Genomic DNA, 22909 nt, shown 5'->3' with positions numbered 1-22909 from the left:
CCCCGGGGCGTGCGGCACGACCACCGCACGCCCCGGGGCTGCGACTCAGCCGCGCGGCAGCACCAGCGACTGGACCTCCGGGAGCCGGCGCCAGTCGCTGGACACGATGCTGGCGTGCGCCGCGGCCAGCTGCGTGGTCCGGGCGCGGGCCTGGTCGGCGGTCGGGTCGGTCGCGCTGATCGCCGGCGCCACGTTCTGGGCGTCCGTCATCACCAGCAGGTAGTGCGAGCGGTCGTACCAGGCGGTGTCGATGCCACCGGTGTAGGCGGCGGCGTCACCGTCGAAGACCACGAACCAGGGCCGGATCCCGGCGTCCGAGCCCGTGTAGGCACTGCGCGGGTCGCCGCCGGCGGCCCCGTGCACGGCGGGGAACAGCTGGGCGTCCCCGACCCGCCCGGCGGCGGCCAGGTCGCGCAGGTGCCGCCCGTACTCGACGTCGGTGTGCAGGGTGTCGAACGGGTTGCCCTCCTCGACCGTGCCGGGGATCGCGTAGAGCAGGACCTTCCCGGCCAGCGCCGAGCGGCTCGGCCAGTTCCCGGCCCGCACCGCCTCGTCCACGCTGGTGTACGCGCCGCCGCCGGGCTTGGCCAGCAGGTCGGCCGGGCGCAGCACCGCCGAGCCCAGGTGGGCGGCGATCAGCGAGTCCAGCTGGGTCGGGCCCATCCCGTGGTTGGCCGAGAAGCCCGCCTTCAGCTCCAGCTTGACCACCAGCGGACCGGCGCCCGGGTGGGCGCCGAGCCAGACCCGGATGTCGTCGAGGCAGTTCTCCAGGTTCTTGTTGGCGCCGCCGCTGTAGAGCTGCGCGGGGGTGCTCGCGGCGGTGCAGTTGTTGGCGTTGCCGAGCGGGTTGGAGTGGCTGACCTTCCACTCCTTGGTGATGATGTCGGTCCAGACGTCCAGCTCGATCATCCCGGTGCCGGTGTCGAGCCCCTGGGCCAGGTACGGGAACGCGGCCGGGTCGTAGGTGTTGTGCAGGCCGACGGTGGTCGCCGAGCCGAACGGCAGGGCCCCCGTCCCGGTCGCGGCGGCCCCGGCCGCCTGCGCCGGGAGCGTCGGGACCAGGGCGGCCGCCGAGGCGAGCAGGCCGGTCGCCAGGAAGCCGGCCATGGTGCGGCGTACGGTCACAGGTACTGTCCCCCCGAGTCGGATGTGTGTCCCGGCCGCCCCGGTACGGGCCGCCGGGCGAAGCATCGCCCACCGGGGCGTGCTTCGGATGACGAGGGGACGACCATAGCGTGACGACTTGTCATGTCATCCCACCGGGTACCGCCGGGTAACATCCGGCCCGCTCTCCGCGCCACGGGTCAATGGCGGCCGTGATGCGGCGTCACATCGGATACTGGGACACCCCACCCCCGAGGAGGCCCCCGTGTCCCTGGTCCGCGTCCACAACTTCTCGGTCTCGCTCGACGGCTACGGCACGGGCGAGGGGCAGAGCCTCGACGCCCCCTTCGGGCATGCCGCCGACCGTCTGCACCGCTGGTTCTTCGGGACCAGGGCGTTCCGCCGGATGCACGGCGACGAGGGCGGCGAGGCCGGCGTCGACGACGCGATGGCGCGCGCCTGGGGCGACGGCATCGGCGCGGAGATCATGGGCCGCAACAAGTTCGGCCCGCAGCGCGGCCCCTGGGAGGACCACGAGTGGCAGGGCTGGTGGGGGCCGGAGCCGCCGTTCCACACCCCGGTCTTCGTGCTCACCCACCACCCGCGGCCCAGACTGGAGATGGCCGGCGGCACCACCTTCCACTTCCTGGCGGCGGAGCCGGAGGAGGCGCTGCGCCGGGCCCGGGCGGCCGCCGGCGGCCTGGACGTGCGGATCGGCGGCGGCCCGAGCACCGTCCGCGCCTTCCTGGCGGCCGACCTGATCGACCATCTGCACGTGGTGGTGGTCCCGGTGGTGCTCGGTCGCGGCGTGCCGCTCTGGGACGGCCTCGAAGGGCTCGAACAGCGCTTCCGCACCGAGTCGGTGACCACCCCGAGCGGTGTCACCCACCTCACCTTCACCCGCCGCACCTGAGCAGCAGCCCGGCGCAGCGGCCCAGGACCCGGCCCGAGCCGCAGCCCCGAGCAGCCGGAAGGGCCTCCCCGCGCCACCCGGGGGGAGACCCTTCACCGCGTGTGTCAGACCCGGTCGGCGGCGATCAGCACGTACTGGAACGAGCCGTCCTTGTACGAGTTGATGAACGCCTCCTCGATGCCGGTGACCAGCGAGGAGGTGGCGCGCAGCTCCCAGTAGGGCAGGGTGTCGGGGGTCAGGTCGATCACGGCCTGCGGCACCAGCCGGTTGTCGGCCATGGCCCGCAGGTACTCCCGGCGCGAGTGGATGTTGCACTCGAAGTGCGCGTTGATCTGGGAGACCCACTTCGACGGCTGGCCGTACTTGGGGTTCCAGCAGCCGGTGATGGTCACGTAGCGGCCGCCGACCGCGAGCACCCGGGAGTGCTCGGCGAAGAGGTCGTGCAGGTCCACGTACATGCTGGACTCGTTGTTCCAGGAGCCCGCGATCGTGCCGTTCTCGAAGGGCATGTCGAGCATGTTGCAGACGCGGGAGCGGACGAAGTCGCCGATGCCGAGCTCGCCGGCGCGGTTGTTGCCGAAGTCGGCCTGCTTGGAGGAGAGGGTGAGGCCCTCGACCTTGCAGCCGAAGCGCTGGTGGGCCATCACCATGGAGCCGCCGCGGCCGCAGCCGGCGTCCAGCAGGGTGCCGTCGGCGGGGATGTCGCCCAGGTGGTCGAGGAGCACATCGGCCTGGGCGGACTCCAGCCGGTGCAGCTCGCTGATGACCTTCTTCTCGCGCTCGCTGTCGGCCGGGTCGCCGATCGCGGCCTCGTCGACGGCGCCGATCCCGTAGTGGTGGTGGTAGAGGCCGTCCACGTCGCCCAGGCGCAGGTTGACCGGCCGTGCCTCGTTGTTCCAGTAGCGGGCGATGTCGCCCTGGTAGGGGGTGGCCGGGCCGGGGATGACGGCGGTGTCGGTGGCGGGGGTGTCGATGATGGACATGCGGTGGGGCTCCTTGGTTACCAGAAGTCGGGCAGGCTGTAGCGGAAGGTGTTCGTCTGGTGCCAGTAGTGGTTGCCGTCGACCCACGCGGCCACGCCGCGTAGGAACCGCACCAGGGTGGGGACGGGGCAGGCCGCGGCCAGGGCCGCCGCCTCGGCCTCGAAGGTGTGCATCAGGTCGTTGTGGACCTCGACCGCCTTGAGGTACCCCTCGCGGTGCGAGCACTCCTCGCGCTCGGCGATCACCACGGGCAGGTTCAGGTGCAGTCCGGGGACGGACAGCTCCTTGGTGTACGAGTACAGGTCGTTGACGATCGTGGCGGCGTTGGAGGCGAGGCCGATCACCCGCTGCATGGCGGGCAGGGCGTGCAGGTCCGAGGGCAGCTCGTAGCCGTCCACGGTGTCCGTGATGGTCGGGCAGGGGCGGAAGTTGTTGAACTGGCGCATCGCCAGGTACTCCCACACCTCCGGGACGTAGCCCGTCTCGTTCCAGGCCGCCTCGGCGAGGTAGCCGAGGTGCAGCCGGGCCATGTCGTGCCGGAACCGGTCCGCCTGGGAGGGCGTGGCCGCGCGGGTGAAGTACTCCATCGCCGAGCGGTAGCCGCGCCGGGGGGAGTCCGAGGCGAGCGACTCCTGCCACTGCGGGTGGTACTCGGGGGTGGTGTGCAACGGGTCGAGCGCGGTGTGCGCCAGCAGCAGGCGCCCGCCGAGGCCGACCGGGGATCCGCCGTGGTCCTCGCAGTACTGGTCGTCCAGCGCGTTCTCGGCGACCATGAGCCGGGCGGCGAGCATCACGTGGTCGGCGCTGGGGGCCTCGGGGTGGCAGGCGACCATGTAGCGGCCGGTGGAGAAGCCGTCGAACTGGTCCTCCCACTCCGGCGGGTAGATCTGCGCCTCCTCCACGGCCCAGGCCTTGATCTTGAGGCTGACCTCCTCCACCCGGACCGGGTCGGGCTCGGGCACGGGGTGGTGGTACAGCCCCGGGATCGGGTCCCCGGCCTGCGGCTTCGCACCGGACGGCGGCGCCGGGGCGGCCGGCGCGGGCTGGGGCACGGACGGACGGGTCAGTTGCAGACCCGCCGTTCCCAGCCCGCTGGGACCGCGCAGGATCCGTTCGATGGCGGTGGGACTCACCGCCGGCTCCGGTGGCTTCTCCGGTCTGGTACCCAGGGGCATGACGGTCTCCCTGCGAGAAAGGATCGGAAAATATGACAGGTCGTCATCTCAACCGCCGGGAAGGGGATTCTCCGGTTTCGGCCCCGTCCCGGTCGGTTCCCAACCGTAGGCGGCACGGCTCGCCCAGCCACGCTCCGGACGATCTTCTACACCCGATAAGGTGAACGTTCGCGCCTACGGCGTTTGAAACGCCATTACTTGATGCATGAGGGCGCGGCGCGCGCCGGGCCTCCACCACCCGCGCCCGTAAGGAGGAGAAGAATGACACCCGGCACCGTGACCCGACGGCGCCGGGAAGGAAGTTCAGCGCGATGGAGAACCAGGACCGGCGGCACGACCGGGGCCGGAGCCGCACCGCACTCGTCGAAGACCTCATGGAGCGGTTCCCCGAGGTGCCCCGGGAGGCGGTGATCAAGGAGGACCTGCTGCGCGGCGGCATGGCCTTCGACGAGTCCGCGCTCAGCGGCAGCGCCGACGGGACCGGCGGCGCGGTCAAGCCGAAGTCGTACTTCATCTTCTCGTTCGACCACCGCACCCTGCCCGAACTCGGCGCGGCCGCGCTCAACCGGCCGCCGGAGGAGATCGTGCTGACCGGCGGCCCGTACGGGCTGCGCCGCACGGTGGTGTCGGTGCGGGTCAACCCGGACTCGCCGTACCGGGTCGGCGCCGGCGAGGACGGCGCGCTCGGCCTCTACCTGGACGGCGCGCGGATCGCCGACGTGGGCCTGCCCCCGATGCCGGACTACTACCGGCACACCCTGGCCAACGGCAAGTCGGTGATGGAGGTGGCCCCGACCATCCAGTGGGGCTACCTGATCTACCTCACGGTGTTCCGGGTCTGCCAGTACTTCGGCGCCAAGGAGGAGTGCCAGTACTGCGACATCAACCACAACTGGCGCCAGCACAAGGCCGCCGGGCGCCCCTACACCGGGGTCAAGCCGGTCGAGGAGGTGCTGGAGGCGCTGGAGCTGATCGACCGCCACGACACCGCCCGCGCCTCGCAGGCGTACACCCTCACCGGCGGCGCGATCACCTCGCACGTCGGTGGCCGGGACGAAGCGGACTTCTACGGGCAGTACGCCAAGGCGATCGAGGAGCGCTTCCCCGGCCGGTGGATCGGCAAGGTGGTCGCCCAGGCGCTGCCGCGCGCGGACGTCCAGCGGTTCCACGACTACGGCGTACGGATCTACCACCCCAACTTCGAGGTCTGGGACAAGCGCCTGTTCGAGCTCCACTGCCCCGGCAAGGAGCGCTACGTCGGCCGGGACGAGTGGCACCGGCGGATCCTCGACTCCGCCGAGGTGTTCGGCCCGCAGAACGTGATCCCCAACTTCGTGGCGGGCGTGGAGATGGCCCGGCCGCACGGATTCAGCACCGTCGACGAGGCCATCGCCTCCACGCAGGAGGGCCTGCGCTTCTTCATGTCCCACGGCATCGTGCCGCGCTTCACCACCTGGTGCCCCGAACCCACCACCCCGCTCGGCCGGGCCAACCCGCAGGGCGCGCCGCTGGAGTACCACATCCGGCTGCTCCGGACCTACCGGGCGACGCTGGAGGAGTTCGGCCTCTCCTCCCCGCCCGGTTACGGCCCGGCGGGCGCCGGCAACGCCGTCTTCTCGGTCAGCTCGTTCATGGACTCGCTCCCCGCCTGACCACCCGTCCGTTTCCCCGCGACCCGCCCGCACCGCGGGCTCCACCACCCGGCCCCGACCACCGGTGCGACGAAGATCACGCGCACGGCCATTCGCCCCCCTCCGGTGCCCGGAACCACGGCGTCGCGCGTGTACCTACCGAAGCGAACGGTTCCGCATGCGCCGTGCGCGCGCCTGCGCGCCCCCCGCGTAACCCCTTGGCCCGGGGGGCGCGACACGGTACCGTCCCTGCGACAACTCAAGACGACGGTGCGTGGAAGTCCGGTCCGAGGCCGGCACGGTCGCGCCACTGTGAGACGGGCCCCTGGGGCCCGGTAAGTCAGACCCGCCTCCGTCGTCCGTGCTCCACCAATACGGGACGCGTGTTCCCAGAAGGAGAAACGGCCATGGCTCACCCCATCGCGCCCGCCGCCCCCGCCGCGCCGGCGGTCACCCCCATCTCGGTCAAGGCGATCCTGCCCTGGGCCGTCTTCTTCGGCATCCTGCTGATGGCCCTCATCTACTTCGTCGGCGCCGAGCAGGGCGCCACCTCCCTGATCTCCGGCGAGGACGTGCACGAGTGGGTGCACGACGGCCGCCACCTGCTCGGCTTCCCCTGCCACTGACCAAGGGGAACCACCTCGTGAACTCCGCAACCGTCAGATCCCTGCTCGTCCGCGGCATGCTGGCCGGCCTCGTGGCCGGCCTGCTCGCCCTGGTCGTCGCCTACCTGCTCGGCGAGCCCAAGGTGGACGCCGCCATCGCCTACGAGGACGCCCACACGGCCGAACACGGCATGGAGGTGGTCAGCCGCACCCTGCAGTCCACCGGCGGCCTGGCCACCGGCGTGCTGGTGTACGGCGTCTCGTTCGGCGGCATCGCCGGCCTGGCCTACTGCTTCGCGCTCGGCCGCATCGGCCGGTTCTCCCCCCGGGCGACGGCCGCACTGCTGTCCGGGGCGGCGTTCCTCGCCGTCTACCTGGTCCCGTTCCTCAAGTACCCGGCCAACCCGCCGTCGGTGGGCGACCCGGAGACGATCGGCGAGCGCACCACGCTGTACTTCCTGATGATGGCGCTCAGCGTGCTCCTGGCGGTTGCCGCCGTGATCGCCGGCAAGCGCCTCGCCCCGCGCCTGGGTTCCTGGTACGCGACCGTGGTCGCCGTCCTGGGCTTCGGCACGGCCGTCGGGCTCGCCTTCGCCTTCCTGCCCGCCGTCAACGAGGTGCCCGAGGACTTCTCCGCCACCCTGCTGTGGCAGTTCCGACTCGCCGCCCTCGCCATCCAGCTCACCCTCTGGGCCTCCTTCGGGCTGTTCTTCGGCCACCTCGCCGAACGCCTGCTCGCACCGAAGCCCACCGCCGCGACCGCTCCCCGGGAGACCACCCCGGCCCCGGCCGCAACCACGCACTGAGACCGGACCCGGGCCGGGCCGGAGGCGACACCCCGTCGCCCCCGGCCCGGCTCGGCCCGTTCCGCCACGCCCTCCGCTCAGCCACCCGCCGCCGGCCGGTCGGGCGAGCGCACCCCGGGCAGCCGGACCTGGTTGCAGTGCCCCCGCAACAGCATCGAGAGCTCCCGGCCGGGCTCGACCCCCAGTTCGCGCCGGGTCAGTCCGCGGTAGCTGTCGTAACTGCGCAGCGCCTCGATCAGGTTCCCCTCCGCCAGGTGCGCCTCGATCAGCACCCGCTGGGCGCTCTCCCGCAGCGGCTCGACGCCGACCGCGACCATCGCCGACTCCACCGCCTCGGCGCAGCGGCCCGCCGCCACCAGGTGCCGGCTCAGCGCCTCCAGGCCGTGCAGCAGCCGCTGCCGGATCCGCTCACGCTCGATCAGCACCCAGTCGTCGTACCAGCCGGGCAGCAGGTCCAGCGCGTCGGCGCGCCACCGGAAGGTGCAGAGGTCGTCGGGGGTGGCCGTGCCCGCGATCAGGCGCCCGGCCCAGTCGCACAGCACGTACAGGTCGACGACGGTGTTCTCGCGCACCGAGAGTGAACACTTGTCGGAGTCGAGGACGTCGATCCCGGCCGCCTTCAGCCGCCACAGCGCCGACCGCAGGTTGCCCGCCGCACGGAGGTCGTCGCCCAGCGGCCAGAGGGTGCCGGCGGCATGCCGGCGCTCGACCCGGCCCCCGTTGAGAGCGACGAAGGCGAGCAGCCGTTTACTGCCCTCGGGCACCTCCAGGCGGCGCCCCGCATGGACCACCCGCGGAGTGCCGAAGAGGTGCAGGGTCGGCGCGTCGCCCTGAGTCGGGATCAGGATCGGCGTTTCCAGAGACGGAGCAAGCATGACGGTCCTCCCACTCGAAGCCCGGCCCCGATGCTAGGTGCGCGCCGTCACCCAATCGTCACCGTGCGCAACCGGATGGTGCTTGCCCGTCCTTTTCCCTCCGTACTCCTGCTCAGCTCTGCCCACTTCCGACCCGACAGCCCCGGAGGAAGTCCGCCACCAGCGTCAGCACCGCCCCGGCGTCGGTCGCCCAGCTCCGCGACTCGGCCGACGACTGCCGCAGATCCGTACTGGCCGTGACCGTTATCAGGAACCGGCCCGACGCCTGCGGCTCCACCCGCACCACGCACACCCCCGCGTACGGCAGCTCCTCCTCGTCCACGGGTCTCACTTCTGGGTGTCCTCTCTGCAGACCCGCTGCCGGCTGCGGGCGAACGCGACCCACCCGCCTGTCCAGGAGTCGTTCGCACCGAAGCCCGTCACCGGGATCAGGATGTCCACATCGGCCATCGAGTCGATCTTGATGCGGTCACGGTGCTGCGCCTGCTGCACGGCCTCCGCGACGTCGGCCCGGGTGCATTCGCAGAAGTGAAGGCGGAGGGGCAGCTGCTCGCCGACGCCGAGGAGCCTGGGCACCTCCCGCAACAGGTGCTGCCCGCCGTCCGCCTTCACCGGCAGGTACCCGGCCGGCGGCAGTTCGTCGAACCCGCGGTCGACCAGCGGCGCCGGCTGCTGCTGCTGGCCGGCGCGCGCTTCCTCGATCCGCTTGCCGACGTTCTCGATGGCCTCCTCCACCTTCGCCTTCATCGCCAGCGCCACCTGGGACCGGGTGGTCGCGGCCTTCGCCACGATCTCCAGCAGCTCCGCCCGGGTCCTCGCCAGCTCCTCCTCGGCCGCCGCGTTCGCCGCCAGGTCCGCCAGTTCGCCCCGCCACTCCGCCAACTGGGCCTGGAACTGGAGGATCTGCGCCACGAACACGTGCCACGGCCGCATCCCCAACTGGCCCTGCCACCAGCGCTCCGGTGGCGGCGCGCCGACCTCCCGGCGGGCGGTCCAGGTGTCCACGACCCACTGCGTCGGGTCGTTCCCGATCGGGATGACCACGCCGAGCCGGACCGGCGGCCGCCCGTAGACGATCGGCGGCTCCCAGTCGGACGGCAGCACGCTCGGGGTGTCCAGCCACGGCGTGTCGAGCCGCTGCTCCTGCGCGAACAGCCGCGAGGCCAGCCAGTTCCGCCGCCTGGCGGCCTGCACCGCGCCGAGATCGGGCGAGGTGTCCGGCACCAGCGCGACCCGGACGCCCTCGGCGGTGAACTGCCGGTTGGTCGTCCCACCGGTGCACGGGTCCTCGCACAGCAGCCCCTGGACGGCGGCCTCGCCGTACTGCCAGTCCGCCGGGGACACCACCACCCACCAGAAGGTGTCGTTCTCCGGCTTCAGCTTCTTCAGCGACAGCGACACCTGCCGCCCGGAGCGCAGCGGCCGGCCCGCCGAGTCGATCGCCAGCCCGGCCCCGACCTGCAACACCCCGCGGTCGACAGACAGCTGGAAGCCCTCGACCACCCCGGGGCCGCCGGACCGGCCGACCGCCCGGCTCAGCGCCTGGGCGTAGTTCTGCATCCGGTCCAGGTGTTCAGCCCGCAGGAACAGCCCGTCGAAGGGGTGCAGGCGGTCGATGCCGCCGCCCGCGGTCTCCGGCGAGCCGTCGGAGTTCTCGTCGGGCGTGCCCGTCGGGGCGGCGGTGCCGGCCGGGGCTCCGCTGTCGGCGATGGTCATCACTCGGCCCTCCCGGCCTCGGCGGTGTGGTTGAGCTGCGTGGTGACCACGGCGTCGTGGCCGTCGTCCCGGCCTGCCGCCGGTCCGTCCTTCAGGCCCGCGAACGGCACCCACGGATCCGTCCCGTAGCAGGGTTTCGGACCGGTGCCCCGGATCAGGAGCCGGACCAGCGGGTGGGCGGGCGGCTGTTCGAGGTCGACGACGGCCCGGGTGTTCCCGTCGGTCAGCCCGACCGAGACGACGGTGCTCGTGGCCCAGCCCGCGCCGTGCGTGGAGAGCGAGGTGATGCTGAGGGCCTGTTCCAGCGAGGTGCGGTCCACCGGCTTGTCGAAGCAGAAGTTCAGGCAGGTGTTGCCCCGGGACCAGAGCAGCGAGCGCGGATCGAGCCGCGGCCCCCCGGCGTCCTCGCGCAGGGTCTCGCCGAGCAGGGCGGGGGCCAGCCCGCAGAGCAGTTCCTGGATCGCCCCGGTGGGCAGCAGTGCCGTCCGCGCCTGCTGCCGGATCTCCACGTTCGCGACGCTCACCTCGCCGGGCCGGGTGACCACGTCGAAGGTCAGCTTTGCGAGCACCACCGGCGCGTGGTCCTCCGTCACCGGGAAGAGCTGCGGGCAGGAGTCGCCGTCCTCGCGCTCGGGTGCGTCCTCGATCGCGTCGCAGGCCGCCAACCGGCGGAACTCGTCGAGGAGTTGCTCCGCCCGGCAGCCCGGCGGGGCGGACCGGACCCGGTCGGCCGCCTCGGCCGCCTGGCGGCCCGCCGCGTCCTCCGCGCCGGCGACCTCGTCCAGCCCGAACAGCACCCGGACCCGGTGGTAGGGGCGGCGCCGGGGCGGTTCGTCCAGCCGGATCGCCAGCCGGACGGTCTCCGCGACCCGGGAGTAGTCGTCGTGCCGGCGGGTGATGTCGCACGGGTCGGCCAGCGCCGGGACGGGCCGGCTCGCGCAGGTGCCGAACTCGGCCACCAGCCAGGCCGTCACGCTCCGGCCCTCCCCCGTGCACGGGTCCGATCCGGTGCCGGTCGGCACCGGGTGGTCGGCGGCCCAGCGGGTGGCCCAGGCGGCCAGCGACGGGCACCCCTCGGCCTCCAGGGCGAGTTCGCGCCCCCAGCCGTCCACCGCGAGGCCCGGCGCGACGTGCAACCGGTCCCCGTCGGCGTCGAGCCTGACCCCGTACCCCCAGACCACGCCCGGGCCGTGCAACCAGGCCGCGTGCAGCATCTGCTTGCCGCGCGGGTTGCCCATCAGCACCCGGAAGTCGTCCTCGCCGAGCAGCATGCCGAAGGCCACCCGCAGGGCCTGGTACGGGGTCACCGGCAGCTCGTCCTGCCGGCACGGGTCGGCGGCGGCACCGCCCGAGCCACCTGAGCCACCCGACCCGCACGGTCCGCACGGACCGGCGGCCCCGCCGTAACCCGACGAGCCGGACGTCCCGGACGGGTACCCCGTACCGCCCCCCGCCGTCGTCGTCGTACCGCCGCAGCCGCACGGTGCACCGCTGCTGCCGAGCGCCGTCATGGTCTCTCCTCCCTGATGGACCCGGCGGCGGCCGCGCCGAGCGCCCGCAGCGCCCGCTCGTCCGCGACCGCCCCGGGTGGGGCGGCCGATTCCGCCGGGAACGGCCGGTTCGCCTTGGCGTACTCGCGGCGCATCGCGTCGATCAGCTGCCGCTGGCCGACCCGCCCCCCGGCCTCCGCCGCGCGGAAGGCGGCGGCGATCGCGGCGTTGCGGATCCAGCCGCCGGGGACGGGGTAGCGGTGGGCGAGTGCCGCGAGGTCGACGCCGTCGTCCCGGACGGCGGCCGGCAGGTGCAGCTGCCAGAGCCGGTGCCGGTCCGACTCGCCCGGGAGGTCGAAGGTCACCACGAAATCCATCCGGCGGACGAACGCGGCGTCGATGTTCTGCCGCAGGTTGGTGGCCAGCACGGCGAGGCCGTCGAACCGGTCCAACCGCTGGAGCAGGTACGCCGTCTCCAGGTTGGCGAAGCGGTCGTTGGCCTCCGAGATCTCCGTCCTGGTCCCGAACAGGGCGTCGGCCTCGTCGAGGAACAGCACCGCCTGCATCCGCTCGGCCGCGTCGAAGGCGGCGGAGAGGTTCTTCTCGGTCTCGCCGATCCACTTCGAGACCACCTGTGAGACGTCCACCACCAGCAGGTCCGTCCCGGCGGCCGTCGCCAGCACCTCGGCCGCCAGCGACTTGCCGGTACCGGGGGCGCCGCTGAGGAGCAGCCGGACCCCGCGGTCGGCGCGGGCCGTTTCCCGCAGCCGCCAGTCGTCCAGCACCACCGACTGGTACGCCAACCGGGAGACCGCGTCGCGGAGTTGGCGGTCCGGCTCGGCCGAGAGCACCAGCCGCTCCCAGGGCGCCTGCGGGCTGACCAGGTCCACCCCGGGCGGCAGGACGGCCCCGGCCCTGGTCCGGATCGCCGCCGAGACGTCCGTCCGGTCGCCGTCCGGCGCGAGCTCGGCGGAGCTGTACACGTCCAGGGCGACCTGCGCGGTCAGCGCCGGGTCGAGCGGGTGCCGGGCGGCCAGCTCCGGGGCCTGCGCGGCCGCGTCGGGCAGGGCGGCCCGCCACGCGGCCCGCCGGTCCTCGGTGTCGATCGGCCCGACCGGCACGGTGAGCACCGGCCTCTCCGGGCCCGGCCGGACGGCACCCGGCTCGGCGCAGACCAGGATCGGGCCGACCACCCGGCGCAGGTCCAGCAGGGTCGGCCCGGCCCCCTCCTCCGGGCGTGGCGCGACCAGGACGGGCACCCCGCCCCGGGCCGCCGCGTGCAGACCGAGCAGGCCCAGCCCGGAGGGGTACTCGGGGCGGGTCCGGCCGGCCACCGGCCGCAGCCCGGCGGCGCGCGCCAGCACCGCGCAGCGGCTCAGCGCGACGGTCTCGTCCCGCGCGGTCACGATCACGGTGCGCGGCGCGCAGGAGCGCAGTGCCGCGACGGCCCGCTGGGCGGCCGGCCGGGCGAGCCACCCCTCCAGCCCGGCGACCGGCGGCCCGACCTCGACCTCGGTCAGCGCGGCCGGCCAGGCGGCGCAGCCGTGCAGCGCCTCCCACAGCTGGTCGGCCAGCCGCAGGCTGCGGTCGTGGAACGTCCCTTCGCCGGTGACCGCCAGGGCACCGCTGCGCACGGCCGCCCCCTCGTGCAGCAGCCGGCGCAGCTCCACCCGGTCGACGACCGGGCCGGCCGCCTCCTCGCGGTGCGGGCCGTGGCCGAGCAGCAGGGCGGCCAGGCCGACGCTCGGGTGCGAGTCGCCGCGCGGGTGCATGGTGCGGAAGATCCTGGCCAGGCCCTCGTGTTCCTCCGGGAGCCCGGCGAGCAGCAGCAGGTCGAGCTCCGCCCCGGTCAGCCCCAGACGGCGCACCAGCCGGTGGACGGGTTCGGCATCGGCGGCGTACGGCTGCGCGGACTCGGCCGCCGCCTCGGCCCAGTCGCGCAGGAACTCGACCGAGTCCCCGGCCGACTCCGGGTCGCAGGTGTCGTCGAGCAGCCCGGCCAGCCGCACCGCCACCACGGCTGCCCGCGCGGAGAGCCCGCGGCTGACCGCCTCGGCCTCCGCACCCGCATCAACTCCCGGACGGCTACCGCCCGTTCCGTTCAGCTCACGCATAGACGTACCTCACCACCGCACCGAGCCAGGGCACCCACCCCGGGTCCAGGTCCAGCCCGGCCCGGCGGGCCGCCAGGTCGGTCTCGGCCACCGAGAGCCGGACCTCGATCCACCCGGGCTCGGCCCACACCTCCCCGCTGCGCCGGGCCACCGCCCGTACCGCGGCCCGGCACTCCGCCGGACCACCCGCCACACCGAGGCGTGCGGCGGTGGCCGCGGCCCAGCCGTAGGCCAGCTCCCGGACCCGGACCCGTTCGGCCCGGGTGGGCCGGGGGGCGGTCAGCAGGGCGGCGGCCCGGTCAGGGCCGACGCCCGCCAGCGCGAGCAGCCCCGCATCGTCCGGGGCCGCCTCCGGCAGCAGTTCCCGCCCCACCCGGTACAGCACCCACCGCAGCGGGCGGGCGCCCAGCGCGGCGTCGTCCAACGCCCGCTGCGGGAGGCCCACCTCGGCGGCGGTCGCCAGCAGGAAGATCAGCCCGGCCCAGGCGGTGCGTCCGCCGCCCCCGCCGCGCTCCACCGGATCCGCCTCGGCCTCCACGGCGAAGTCGGGCTCCACGTCCGGAGGTTGTTCCTCGAACGGGGCCTTGCGCCGGCCCGTCCCGGACTCCTCGGCCGACCCGGTCGGCGGCGCTTCGGCCGCCATCTCCGGTGCTGCATCAGCGCGTTGATGAGACGGAAACTCAGCTTCTGCACGCACTGGTTCCTCGAACTCGGCAGCTCCTTCCACCGCTGGAGGCCGCTCCTCCGCCCCTCCCTCCGCGGCCACCGGCACCACCGGAGCCGGGTCCTCCCCCGGGACCGACCCCGACGGCCGGGCGGCCAGGCCGAGCACCGCCGCCAGCTCCGCCGCGAGCGCCTGCGGCAACCCGGGGTGCGGCCGCCGGTGGAGTGAGCCGGGATCGGCCTCGGCCGCCGCCAGCACCGCCCAGGCCGCCAGCGTCGCGGGCCCCGGCCGCAGCCGGGCCGAGCGCGCCAGCCCGGCCAGCGCCGAGCCGGCCAGCAACGTCCGTGCGAGCCCCCGGACGGGCGCGGCCGACGGGGCGTCAGCCTCCGGATCACCGGACCGGCCGGCCGATCCGGGCCCGCACCAGGAGGCCACCGCCGCCAGGGCCGCCACCGCCTGCCACCCGTCCTCGCCGAACAGCCGGTCCAGGACGGGCAACCCGCCGTCCACCGCCGCCCGGAGCACCGCCGCCGCCACGTGCTGCGGCGCCCGGCCGAGCGCCGCGAGCACCGCCGCCCGGGGCTCGACGGTGGCCGACGGATCACCCGGCCGCAGCGCTCCGGCCTGCTGCCAGGCCCAGAGCCGCTCGGTCCGCCCGGCGGCCACCCCGGCCACCACCTCGGCGAGCAGCTCGACGTCGTGCCGGTAGTGGACGACCTCGCCGCGCCCCTCCCGGACGGTCCGCTCGATCGCGGCGGCCATCGCCGCCGACCAGTCCTGCCCGCTCGCCTGGCCGGGCCGGTCCAGATCCAGCGGCACGGTCAGCCGCAGCCGCCGCACGCACCAATGCCCGGGCGGCAACCGCACACCCCGCAACGCCCGCTCCAGCCCGCCCTCGACGACGCACCGCAGCGGCGCCCCGAGCGCCACCGGACCGGCCTCGACCGAACCGTCGTCGTGCAGGGTCGCCGAGAACCGCCCGATCACCACCGCCGGCCCGCTCATCCGCCCCTCACCACCCGCACCCACGACCGCCCGGCCGCCACCACCCGAGCCCGCACCCCACCCGTGCCCCCACCAACACCGGACGCCACGCCAACCCCGTCCACCGCGCCGCACCCCACCACCACCGGCCCCCACACCACACCGAGCCACCCCACCACCACCCGAGCGCTCACCCCACCCTCACCGCCCCCATGACCGCCGACTCCCCCACCCGGGCCGCCGCCGTCGGCACACCGACCACCCCGTCCTCGCCGACCCGCACGTGCCCCACCACCGCCGGCCCCCACGCCGCGCCCGGCCCCACCACCGAGGTGAGGGCCACGTGCAGGCTGCGGCCGACCCGCATGCCGACACCGAGCGGGCAGATCTCCGCCAGTGTGTGCGCGGGCTTGTGCAGCTCGACGATGCTGCGCACGACGTCCAGCCGCTCGCCCTCCAGCGGCGCCGCGATCAGCACCGTGAACCGGTGGGCCGTCGCCGTGTACCCGTCCTCGTCGGCCTTGACGCCGCCCACCGCGAACCGGCCGAGGGTGGCCGTCGCCCGGGCCGCGCCGCCGACCGCCGGGGCCGGCGGCCCGCCCGGGCCGGTGCCGAGGACGGCGCCGCCGAGCCCCCGCATCCGCCAGTTCTCGACGACGGCCACCGGCGTCTGCAGGTAGATCCGGAGGATCCGTTCCAGGCACGCCAGGGTCCCGCGGATCCGGTACAGGTCGTACGCCTGGGCGACGAGGGCCCGCCGGGCGGCGATGGGCCAGCGCCGGTCGAGGGCGAGCCCGAGCAGACCGGCCAGCCAGCCGAGGGCCTCCTGCGGGGTGGCGGTCGGGTCGAGCAGGACGGCCCGCAGGGCCGCCCGCCCGTCCAGTTCGTGCAGCAGGCCCTCGGCCGGGGCGAGGAAGCGGTGCAGGAAGTCGGCGTCGTCCTGGTCCCGACTGAAGGCCCGCGGCAGGTGGTCGAGCAGCCGGTGGCCGGGGCGTTCGACCCGCAGGCACCGCACCCGCGGGGTGAGCCGGGCCGTCCCGGCGAGGTCGAGGACGACCCAGAGGTAGCGGCCGGGTGCCTCGTCGACCGGGGCCTCGTAGGTCTCGAACGCGTCGTCGGGGGCGATCTGCGCCCAGGGCCACTCCCGGCCGGTGGGCCGACGGAACAGCCCGCCCGCCGGCCTGAGTCGGGCGAGCCGCAGCGCGGAAGGCAGCGGCGGGGTGCGGTCGCCGTGGCGGATGGCGCGCCGCCCCTGGACGGCCGGCGTCCACGGCACCGGGTCGGGGACGTCGTCCTCGTCGCTGGTGAGGAAGCCGACCCGGACGTCGGTGCCCGGGGGGATGCAGGCGTCGAGGAAGATCCGGCCCCAGCGGGTGCGGTAGGCGCCGGCGTCGAGCCGGTAGCCGATCACCCGTCCGGTCTGGACGTAGCGGGCCGCCGGCCCGGCCGTCCAGCCGAGGCCCTGGTCGGAGGTGAACGCCGTCCGCCCGTCGGGGGCGACGGTGACGGCCCCGCCGTCGTACCCGGGTGCCTGCACCGGTTCGGTCTCCACCCAGCCGTCCCCGTCCGACCGGTAGCGCCGGAACGGCTGCCCGGGCCGACCGGCGACGGTGAGCTGCCCGTCGGCGGCGAAGGCGAGGTCGCTCGCCGGGCCGACCTCGACCGGGTCGGTGCCGTCCGGCCGGGCGACCACGGCCCGCCCGCCGCACGGCGCGGTCCAGAGCAGATAGGGCTGCCCGGCCCGGACGGCGACCCGGGTGGGCGTCCAGCCCGCCGCGTGCAGCGGCCCGCCGAGGGCCGGACCGCGCACCGGGCCGCGCCGTCCGCGCAGCAGCACCAAGCCCGCCGGCTCGCCCAGCAGGACGACGGCGCCGTCGCAGAGCGCCGCCACGTCCAGCGGCCGCCGGTGCCGGCTGCCCGCCGTCCGCACCGGCACCCGGCGCAGCAGCCGCTCGGCCCACAGGTCGACCACGTGGACGGCGCCGCCGCAGGACTCGGCGATGTAGAGCCGCTGCGCGCTGTCCACCGCGAGGCCGCGGGGGGTGCGCAGCGCGCCGGGGTGCCCGGACGGCGCGGCCGGAGCCTCGGGATCGAGGACGTCGACCCGCCCGCGCGTCGGGTACGACCGGTAGGCGCGCCCCCACCGGTCGAAGGCCAGCCCGGCCGGATCCCCGGGGCCCGCCGACGGGGCCGGCTGCGCCTCCCAGGCCAGGCTCACCCCGCCACCGTCCAGCAGCGCCGTGCCGTCGTGGGCGCAGCGGGCCCACTGGTCGGGGTCGGTGAGCGTGCTGACCGCCCGGTCGCCGTCCATCAGCACACCTCCGGGGGCAGCGGGACGAGGACGGGGTCGCCGCCGGGGAGCGGGGTGGCGCCGTAGCCGGCGCCGGGCGGCAGCGGGGGCCCGGTGACGACGGTGATCTCGGCGAGCCGGGGCACCTGCCAGGCCTTGAGCTCGACCAGCGGGGTGGCCGTCCACGCGCCCTCGGGGCCCGGCCGGGTGGCCAGCCGGAGTTCGCCGTCGAGGTATTCGACGCCGTCCACCTGCACGGCGACGGCCTCCAGCTCGGCCCGTCGGACGGCCCGTCCGAGCGGCCAGCCGGTGCCGTCCGGGCCGTACGGCGGCACCGGCGCGAGGTACTGGCGGAGGATCAGCTCGACCCAGCGGCGGACGGCGTCCACCTGGTAGCCGTCGCGGACGTGCACGCCTGCCGAGACCGCGACGTCCAGGTACGTCGGGGGGATGACGTAGAGCTCGGTGGTGAGCAGCCGGCGCGGGTCGAGGTAGCCGGCGACCCTGCGCAGCAGGGCCAGGTCGGGCAGCGGCGCGCCGGGGTCGCGCAGGTCCTCGGTGGGGAAGACCAGGACGCTGACCACCCCGGCGGCGGACCTGCTGAGCGTGTCGGGGTGGAACAGCGGCAGCGTCTCGGCCCGCCGCACGCCGGGGACTTCGAGGGCGAGGGCCCGGAAGTCGTCGGCGGTGACGGCCCGGTCGCGCCGGTGCACCTCGGCGGGCAGGCTGTCCAGGGCGTCGGCGAGCGAGGCCTGGTCGGCGCCGCCGACGGCGGGCAGGACGTTCCTGGCCTTGGCCCCGACCACGCCGGTGAGGCTGGTGACGGCCCCGGCCGGGACGTTCCCGGCGGCGCCGCCGCCGTAGCGGTAGGAGACGACCCGGATCCGCTCGCCGATCTGCGGCACCTTGCCGCGGGTGGGGAAGTGGACGAGCCCGGCGGTGAGGTCGAGGGTGTAGTGGCGGTCGAGCGGCCCGGTGTCGGCGAAGGTCTCGACCTCCGTCCAGGGCTGCCAGCCGGCCGGCTCCTCGACCTCCAACCGGACGGTACCGGGGACGACCGGGTGCTGGGTGAGCCGGTACGTCTGGTCGGCCTCGGCGGTGCCGGTGCCGAGCAGTTCGGGGGCGGCCGTGCGGGCCTGGACCACGCCGACCGCGTTGACGCCGACCCAGCGGATCCGGTGGATGGCGTCGTTCTCGGTCGCGGGGCGGCGGACCCGCAGCCAGCCGACCACCCGGGCGGCGGTCTTGTCGTCGTCCAGCCGGGGCGGGCTGAGCAGGTCGCCGGTACTGGTGGGCGCCTTGACGTGGGTGGGGAAGCTGTCGGGCAGTTGCAGGGTGACCACGCCGGTGGCGGTGAGGCCGCGGGTGGTGTCGGCGAGGACGGTGAGGTTGGTGAACGCGGTCTCGGCGTGGCCCGCCCGGTCGGGGCCGTTCCAGAGCTCCCAGAGGAAGGCGGGCGGATCGGTGGTGAGGTCGCTCGCACGCAGCCGGGTGGAGTCCTGGTCGCGCGCCTCCAGGTCGTAGGGCCTGGGGAGTTCGGCGTCCTGGACGATCCCGAGGAAGATCGCCCGGTTGCGCAGAGCGGCCGGATCGGTGGTGTTCTTGCCGAGCAGGGCGATCCAGAGGCACTGGTCGAGCGTGCTGCTGACGTCCAGCGGGGGCTGCGCCGGGTCGAGCGGGTCGGTGGGAACGGCGGTGGTGACGTAGAAGCCGGGTTCCACGCCCTCGTGGATCCGGTTGCGCTGGTCGAGCGGCAGCGCGGCGACGGCGTCCTGACGTCGGCGGGCCTCGGTGGTGGAGGGCTCGGCGCGTGGTGCGGCGGTCTTGCCGAGGGCGAAGGTCTCCAGCGGCCAGGCGACCACCTCGCCCTCGGTCTCGAAGGGCACCGCCCCGGCGCGGGCCTCGGTACCGCGCAGCACCTGGACTCCGGCGGCCAGGTCGGTCTCCAACACCAGCAGGGCGTGGGCGAGTTGAGCGGGCCGCGGGCGGACGCCGAGCAGCCGGAGGAAGGCGACCTTGGTCGCGTCCGGGATCTGGTTGAAGCGGAAGAGCAGCGACTCGCCGAGGTAGGCGAAGAGCTCCAGCAGCGCCACCCCGGGGTCGGTGGCGTTGTGGTCGGTCCACGTGGGGTTGTAGACCGGGATGCGCTTGATCAGCTCGTCGCGGAGCTGAGCGAAGGTGCGGTCGTCGAGGATCGGACCGATCAGGGCCATGGCCAGCTCACCCCCTGCCCGTCATCGCAGGTAGAACGGATAGACGAGGTTGTCGGGCCGCAGGTCCACCAGCCGGACGTAGGCGATGTCGATCCAGACCATGGTCGGCTCCTCCCCCGGGGTGACCGACACCTCGGTCACCCGGATCCGCGGCTCCCAGCGGGCCAGCGCATTATTGATCTCCTCCCGCAGCGCGGCCCGGGTGGCGGCGGAGTTGGGCGCCATCAGGTACTGCCGCAGCCCGCAGCCGAAGTCCGGCCGCATCACGCGCTCGCCGGGCTCGGTGTCCAGGATCGTCTCGATCGACTGCCGGACCAGCGCCATCCCGCTCGCCCAGGCCAGCCCCCCACCGTCCGGCCGGAAGGGCAGACGGACCCCGGTGCCGAGCAGGACGTCGGCCGGTGCTCCGGTGGGAGTGTCAGTTGCTGCCATACGGTCGATGATGCCGAGGGAGGCGTCACCGGTGCGTTATTTGGCGGCGCCGAGCGCTTCCCACTCCTTAGGCATCTTGGTCTTCATCTGCTGGATGGCATTCGCGTACTTCGTGGGGGGCTTGATCTTCTTCTCGTTCTGGATGTCGTCCACATCCATCTGGATCGCCTGCTTGAACTTCCCCTCTACGAGGAGGTCGGACTGCTTCTTGCGCCACTTTGCCGCCTTGGCGCCCGGCCCCCAGCTGTTGGTCTTCCTGTGGTCGTCGATCTCCATCTCGACGGAGGGGGCGCTGCGCTTCGTCACGGCGTCCAGAGCCGCCTGGACCTTGGCGGCTTTGCTCCCGGTGGCCTTGATCTGACGTGTCTTCGCATCTGCAATGGCCGCCCACGCAGGCATGTGGTTGCGTTCGGTGCCCTGTTTCGCCAGCTTCGCGCCGCCCTTGGGGTTTTCCCGTCCCAGATCTTTGTACAGCCCACCTTCGAACGGGATGACCTTGACCTTGGGATTCTTCTTCGTACCCGGGCTCATCCGGGCGTCGATCAGCGCCTCGTTCCCCTGCCGCTGCTCCTCCAGCCGGGTGAACCCGTAGGTCTTCTTGATCCCGGCCAGGGCCGTCCGCAGCGCGTCCTCCTCGAAGGGCTCCTTCAGTGACTGCTGCGCGAGCTCGCCGATGGCCTGGATGCCACCCAGCCAGCGCTTCTGCTTGGCCGGGTCCGGCACCTCCTCCTCGTCCTTGCCCTTGCCCTTGCCCTTGCCCTTGCCCTTCCCCGGTTTCGCCGCCGCCGGCTTTCCAGCAGCGGGCTTGCCGACAGCAGGCTTCGCCGCACCACCCTTCGCCGGTTTCCCCTTCGCGGGCGCCGCGCCGGGGCCCTCCTTCCACGCGCCGGGCTTCTTCTCGTCGTGCCCCGACTTCTTCTGCGTCTGGTCGCCCATCAGATCGGCCATGAACTTGTCCGCGCTGAACGCGACTTCACCGAAGGTGATCTCCGGGACCTTGCCCGACCCCAGGACGTACTCCACGTCCGCCCCGATCCCGAACTCCCCGGGCAGCGGGTACTCCAGCTGGAACAGCGGCCAGGTCCACCGGTGGCTCGGGGCCGGGGACCACCAGGGGCTCACCAGGGCGACGAACAGGTCGCCGCCGAGGCCGAGGAACGGCTGGGCGGCGATCTCCATGTGCCCGCCGAGGTAGAACTCACCCTGCTTGCCGGCCTTCGGGTCGGCGACCTCCCGGTAGCCGATCCTCGGGGTCGCCTCCACGTACCCCCGGATCCCGGCGAGGGCGTTGAGCGCGACCCCGGCCTTGATGTCGTGGCCGAGGAGTTCCAGGCCCGCGCCGCCCTCCGCGATCAGCCGGATGCCCGCGAAGGCGTCGATGTGGAGGGTGCCGGTGATGCCGAAGTTCTTCAGCACCTCGGGTTTGGTGGACCACGTCCCGGAGAGCTCCATCCGGTCCAGCGTGGCCGGGCCCAGCACGGCGACCAGTTCCAGCCCGATGTTGGCGAAGACGAAGATGTTGCCGACCAGCGGGACACCGTAGAGGGCCCGGACCTCCAGTTTGGGCAGCGCCTTGGTGTAGTCCTTCTGCTCGAACAGCGGCTTGGTCATCCGGGGCGTGATCTTGCCGACCAGGGTGACGTCCCCCTTGTGGTCGACCACCACCATGGCCTCGCCGCTCAGCCACTCGGCGAGCTGCACCTTGACGTTGCCCCAGCCGGCCACCACCCGCGGCCCGGGCCGCGGCCCGGCCGCTGCCGGTACGGGCGCAGCCCCACCCTCAGCCGGTCCGGCCGCAGCCCCGGCCGCCTCACCGCCGGGGACGGACGGCCTCGGTGCCGCCGTGTTCGCCTGCGCCGCCGCCACCTGCTCATCCGTCAGCTGCTTGGCGGTCTTCTCGTCGGCGGCGACCAGTGTCACCTGGCCGTCGAACTTGTCGTTGGCGTAGTGCACGCTGCCGCGCACGTCGACGACGCCCCCCGCGAAGGAGGCTGTCACCGTCCCCTGGAAACCCTTCAAGGCCACCTCGACGGTGGCCTCACCGGTCAGCCGGCCGTCGGCCTCCCGCTTGACCGGTACGTTGATCGTCGCGAGCCCGGGCACCGTGCCGGTGGCCTTCGCGTCGAAGGTGACCAGCTCGTTGGCGAAGCCGATCGAGCCGGTGGCGGCGAGGAAGCCGCCGAGCTTGAAGTGCAGCCCGTTGGCCTGGATGATCAGCTTCGGCCCGTCGAGCCGGTTCTCCACCCCGGGCAGCTTCAGCTCGCTGATCCCGGCCAGCCCCAACTGCTCGGCGTAGGTCACGACGTGGCCGATCAGCTCGGTCGGCCCGGTCAGCAGCTTGCCGTTCACGACCGCGGACGCATGACCCTCCACCGTGCCGCCCACCACCCGCACGGCGAGCGCAGGTTGGATCCCGTACCGGGCGAGCGGCAGGAAGAAGGGGTGGGCCAGGGGCAGCCACTGGTACTCCTGGCCCGGCCCGGTGGTCAGCCCCTCCCCCTCCTTCCGCAGGTGCAGCGTCCCGCCGGCGAGGGTGCCCAGCCGGGCCCGGACCGGGCCCCCGGCGGCGCCCTTCTTCTCCAGGTACTCGGTGACCGCCGGGGTGGGCGCCAGCGCAACGCCGCCCTGGAGCTCCAGGACGTCCTTGGGCACGTCCGGCGCGACGGCAGGGGCCGCCGGGCCGGCGGCGCCACCGCCCGCCCCAGCGGCTCCCGGGCCCTTGGGGACGACGCCCGAGAGCTGGCCGGCGAGCCCACCCGCCGCCGGGGCGGTCGCGGGCGCGGCCGGGGTCGGCGGGGCCGCCTTCGGCGCGGGTGGCGCCGCTTTCGGCGCGGGTGCGGGCGGCTTGGCCTCGCGGGCGGCGGCCCCGGCTGCGGCGGCCATCAGCGGGCTGCACGGGGGTGGTCGGGCGGGT

General features: G+C 74.1%; 17 protein-coding genes. 4 read left to right on the top strand and 13 right to left on the bottom strand.

Annotation, left to right across the window (positions count from 1 at the left end; translation table 11 throughout):
• Positions 1-45: 45 nt before the first annotated feature.
• Positions 46-1107, bottom strand: a complete 1062-nt coding sequence (locus tag ABTY15_RS30085) for a phosphatidylinositol-specific phospholipase C domain-containing protein (protein ID WP_502893628.1) — start codon at positions 1105-1107, stop codon at positions 46-48.
• 262 nt (positions 1108-1369) lie between these two features.
• On the opposite strand from ABTY15_RS30085, the gene ABTY15_RS30080 reads away from it, so the two are divergent.
• On the top strand, positions 1370-2017 hold the full coding sequence (locus ABTY15_RS30080; RefSeq protein ID WP_350602196.1) for a dihydrofolate reductase family protein: 648 nt from the start codon (positions 1370-1372) through the stop codon (positions 2015-2017).
• A 104-nt stretch (positions 2018-2121) separates the two neighbouring features.
• Here ABTY15_RS30080 and ABTY15_RS30075 read toward each other — a convergent pair whose 3' ends face one another.
• Both ABTY15_RS30075 and ABTY15_RS30070 read right to left on the bottom strand, forming a co-directional pair.
• Complete coding sequence (locus ABTY15_RS30075; protein WP_350602195.1) at positions 2122-3000, bottom strand: geranyl diphosphate 2-C-methyltransferase; 879 nt, start codon at positions 2998-3000, stop codon at positions 2122-2124.
• A gap of 17 nt (positions 3001-3017) precedes the next feature.
• Positions 3018-4133 (bottom strand): family 2 encapsulin nanocompartment cargo protein terpene cyclase, encoded by a 1116-nt coding sequence (locus ABTY15_RS30070; protein WP_502893627.1) that lies wholly within the window; start codon positions 4131-4133, stop codon positions 3018-3020.
• 353 nt (positions 4134-4486) lie between these two features.
• On the opposite strand from ABTY15_RS30070, the gene ABTY15_RS30065 reads away from it, so the two are divergent.
• The 3 genes from ABTY15_RS30065 (at position 4487) to ABTY15_RS30055 (ending at position 7217) form a co-directional block, all read left to right on the top strand.
• On the top strand, positions 4487-5827 hold the full coding sequence (locus ABTY15_RS30065) for a radical SAM protein (RefSeq protein WP_350602193.1): 1341 nt from the start codon (positions 4487-4489) through the stop codon (positions 5825-5827).
• Positions 5828-6213: 386 nt separating this feature from the next.
• Entirely contained in the window at positions 6214-6432 is a 219-nt protein-coding gene (locus ABTY15_RS30060; protein ID WP_350602191.1) for a CbtB domain-containing protein, read from the top strand.
• A gap of 17 nt (positions 6433-6449) precedes the next feature.
• The gene (locus ABTY15_RS30055; protein ID WP_350602189.1) at positions 6450-7217 is read left to right on the top strand and encodes a CbtA family protein; all 768 of its coding nucleotides are present in this window, start codon (positions 6450-6452) and stop codon (positions 7215-7217) included.
• 77 nt (positions 7218-7294) lie between these two features.
• Here ABTY15_RS30055 and ABTY15_RS30050 read toward each other — a convergent pair whose 3' ends face one another.
• From ABTY15_RS30050 to ABTY15_RS30005, 10 genes are all read right to left on the bottom strand, one after another.
• Positions 7295-8092, bottom strand: coding sequence for an AfsR/SARP family transcriptional regulator (locus ABTY15_RS30050; RefSeq protein ID WP_350602188.1), 798 nt, complete (start codon positions 8090-8092; stop codon positions 7295-7297).
• A 112-nt stretch (positions 8093-8204) separates the two neighbouring features.
• On the bottom strand, positions 8205-8423 hold the full coding sequence (locus ABTY15_RS30045) for a hypothetical protein (RefSeq protein ID WP_350602186.1): 219 nt from the start codon (positions 8421-8423) through the stop codon (positions 8205-8207).
• A complete protein-coding gene (locus ABTY15_RS30040) occupies positions 8420-9808 on the bottom strand; it encodes a hypothetical protein (RefSeq protein WP_350602185.1) in 1389 nt (462 codons plus the stop codon). Before ABTY15_RS30040 ends, ABTY15_RS30045 begins: the two co-directional genes overlap by 4 nt.
• On the bottom strand, positions 9808-11115 hold the full coding sequence (locus ABTY15_RS30035; RefSeq protein WP_350602184.1) for a hypothetical protein: 1308 nt from the start codon (positions 11113-11115) through the stop codon (positions 9808-9810). The genes ABTY15_RS30040 and ABTY15_RS30035 overlap by 1 nt, the downstream gene beginning before the upstream one ends.
• A gap of 200 nt (positions 11116-11315) precedes the next feature.
• Positions 11316-13412, bottom strand: coding sequence for an ATP-binding protein (locus tag ABTY15_RS30030; protein WP_350602182.1), 2097 nt, complete (start codon positions 13410-13412; stop codon positions 11316-11318).
• Positions 13405-15081: a hypothetical protein gene (locus ABTY15_RS30025; RefSeq protein ID WP_350602180.1), complete on the bottom strand. Its 1677-nt coding sequence runs from the start codon at positions 15079-15081 to the stop codon at positions 13405-13407. The genes ABTY15_RS30030 and ABTY15_RS30025 overlap by 8 nt, the downstream gene beginning before the upstream one ends.
• 169 nt (positions 15082-15250) lie before the next feature.
• Positions 15251-17371: a phage tail protein gene (locus tag ABTY15_RS30020; RefSeq protein WP_350602178.1), complete on the bottom strand. Its 2121-nt coding sequence runs from the start codon at positions 17369-17371 to the stop codon at positions 15251-15253.
• Positions 17371-19563, bottom strand: a complete 2193-nt coding sequence (locus ABTY15_RS30015) for a putative baseplate assembly protein (RefSeq protein ID WP_350602177.1) — start codon at positions 19561-19563, stop codon at positions 17371-17373. Before ABTY15_RS30015 ends, ABTY15_RS30020 begins: the two co-directional genes overlap by 1 nt.
• Before the next feature lie 21 nt (positions 19564-19584).
• Positions 19585-19995: a GPW/gp25 family protein gene (locus ABTY15_RS30010; RefSeq protein ID WP_350602176.1), complete on the bottom strand. Its 411-nt coding sequence runs from the start codon at positions 19993-19995 to the stop codon at positions 19585-19587.
• A 36-nt stretch (positions 19996-20031) separates the two neighbouring features.
• Positions 20032-22878 (bottom strand): hypothetical protein, encoded by a 2847-nt coding sequence (locus tag ABTY15_RS30005; RefSeq protein WP_350602175.1) that lies wholly within the window; start codon positions 22876-22878, stop codon positions 20032-20034.
• Between the last annotated feature and the right edge of the window lie 31 nt (positions 22879-22909).

Origin of the sequence: Kitasatospora sp. NPDC097643, from assembly GCF_040302625.1 — a bacterium.
In the GTDB taxonomy this organism is placed as follows: Bacteria; Actinomycetota; Actinomycetes; order Streptomycetales; family Streptomycetaceae; genus Kitasatospora.
The sequence above is the reverse complement of the archived record's forward strand: the minus strand, read 5'-3'. Positions and strand labels throughout refer to the sequence as shown.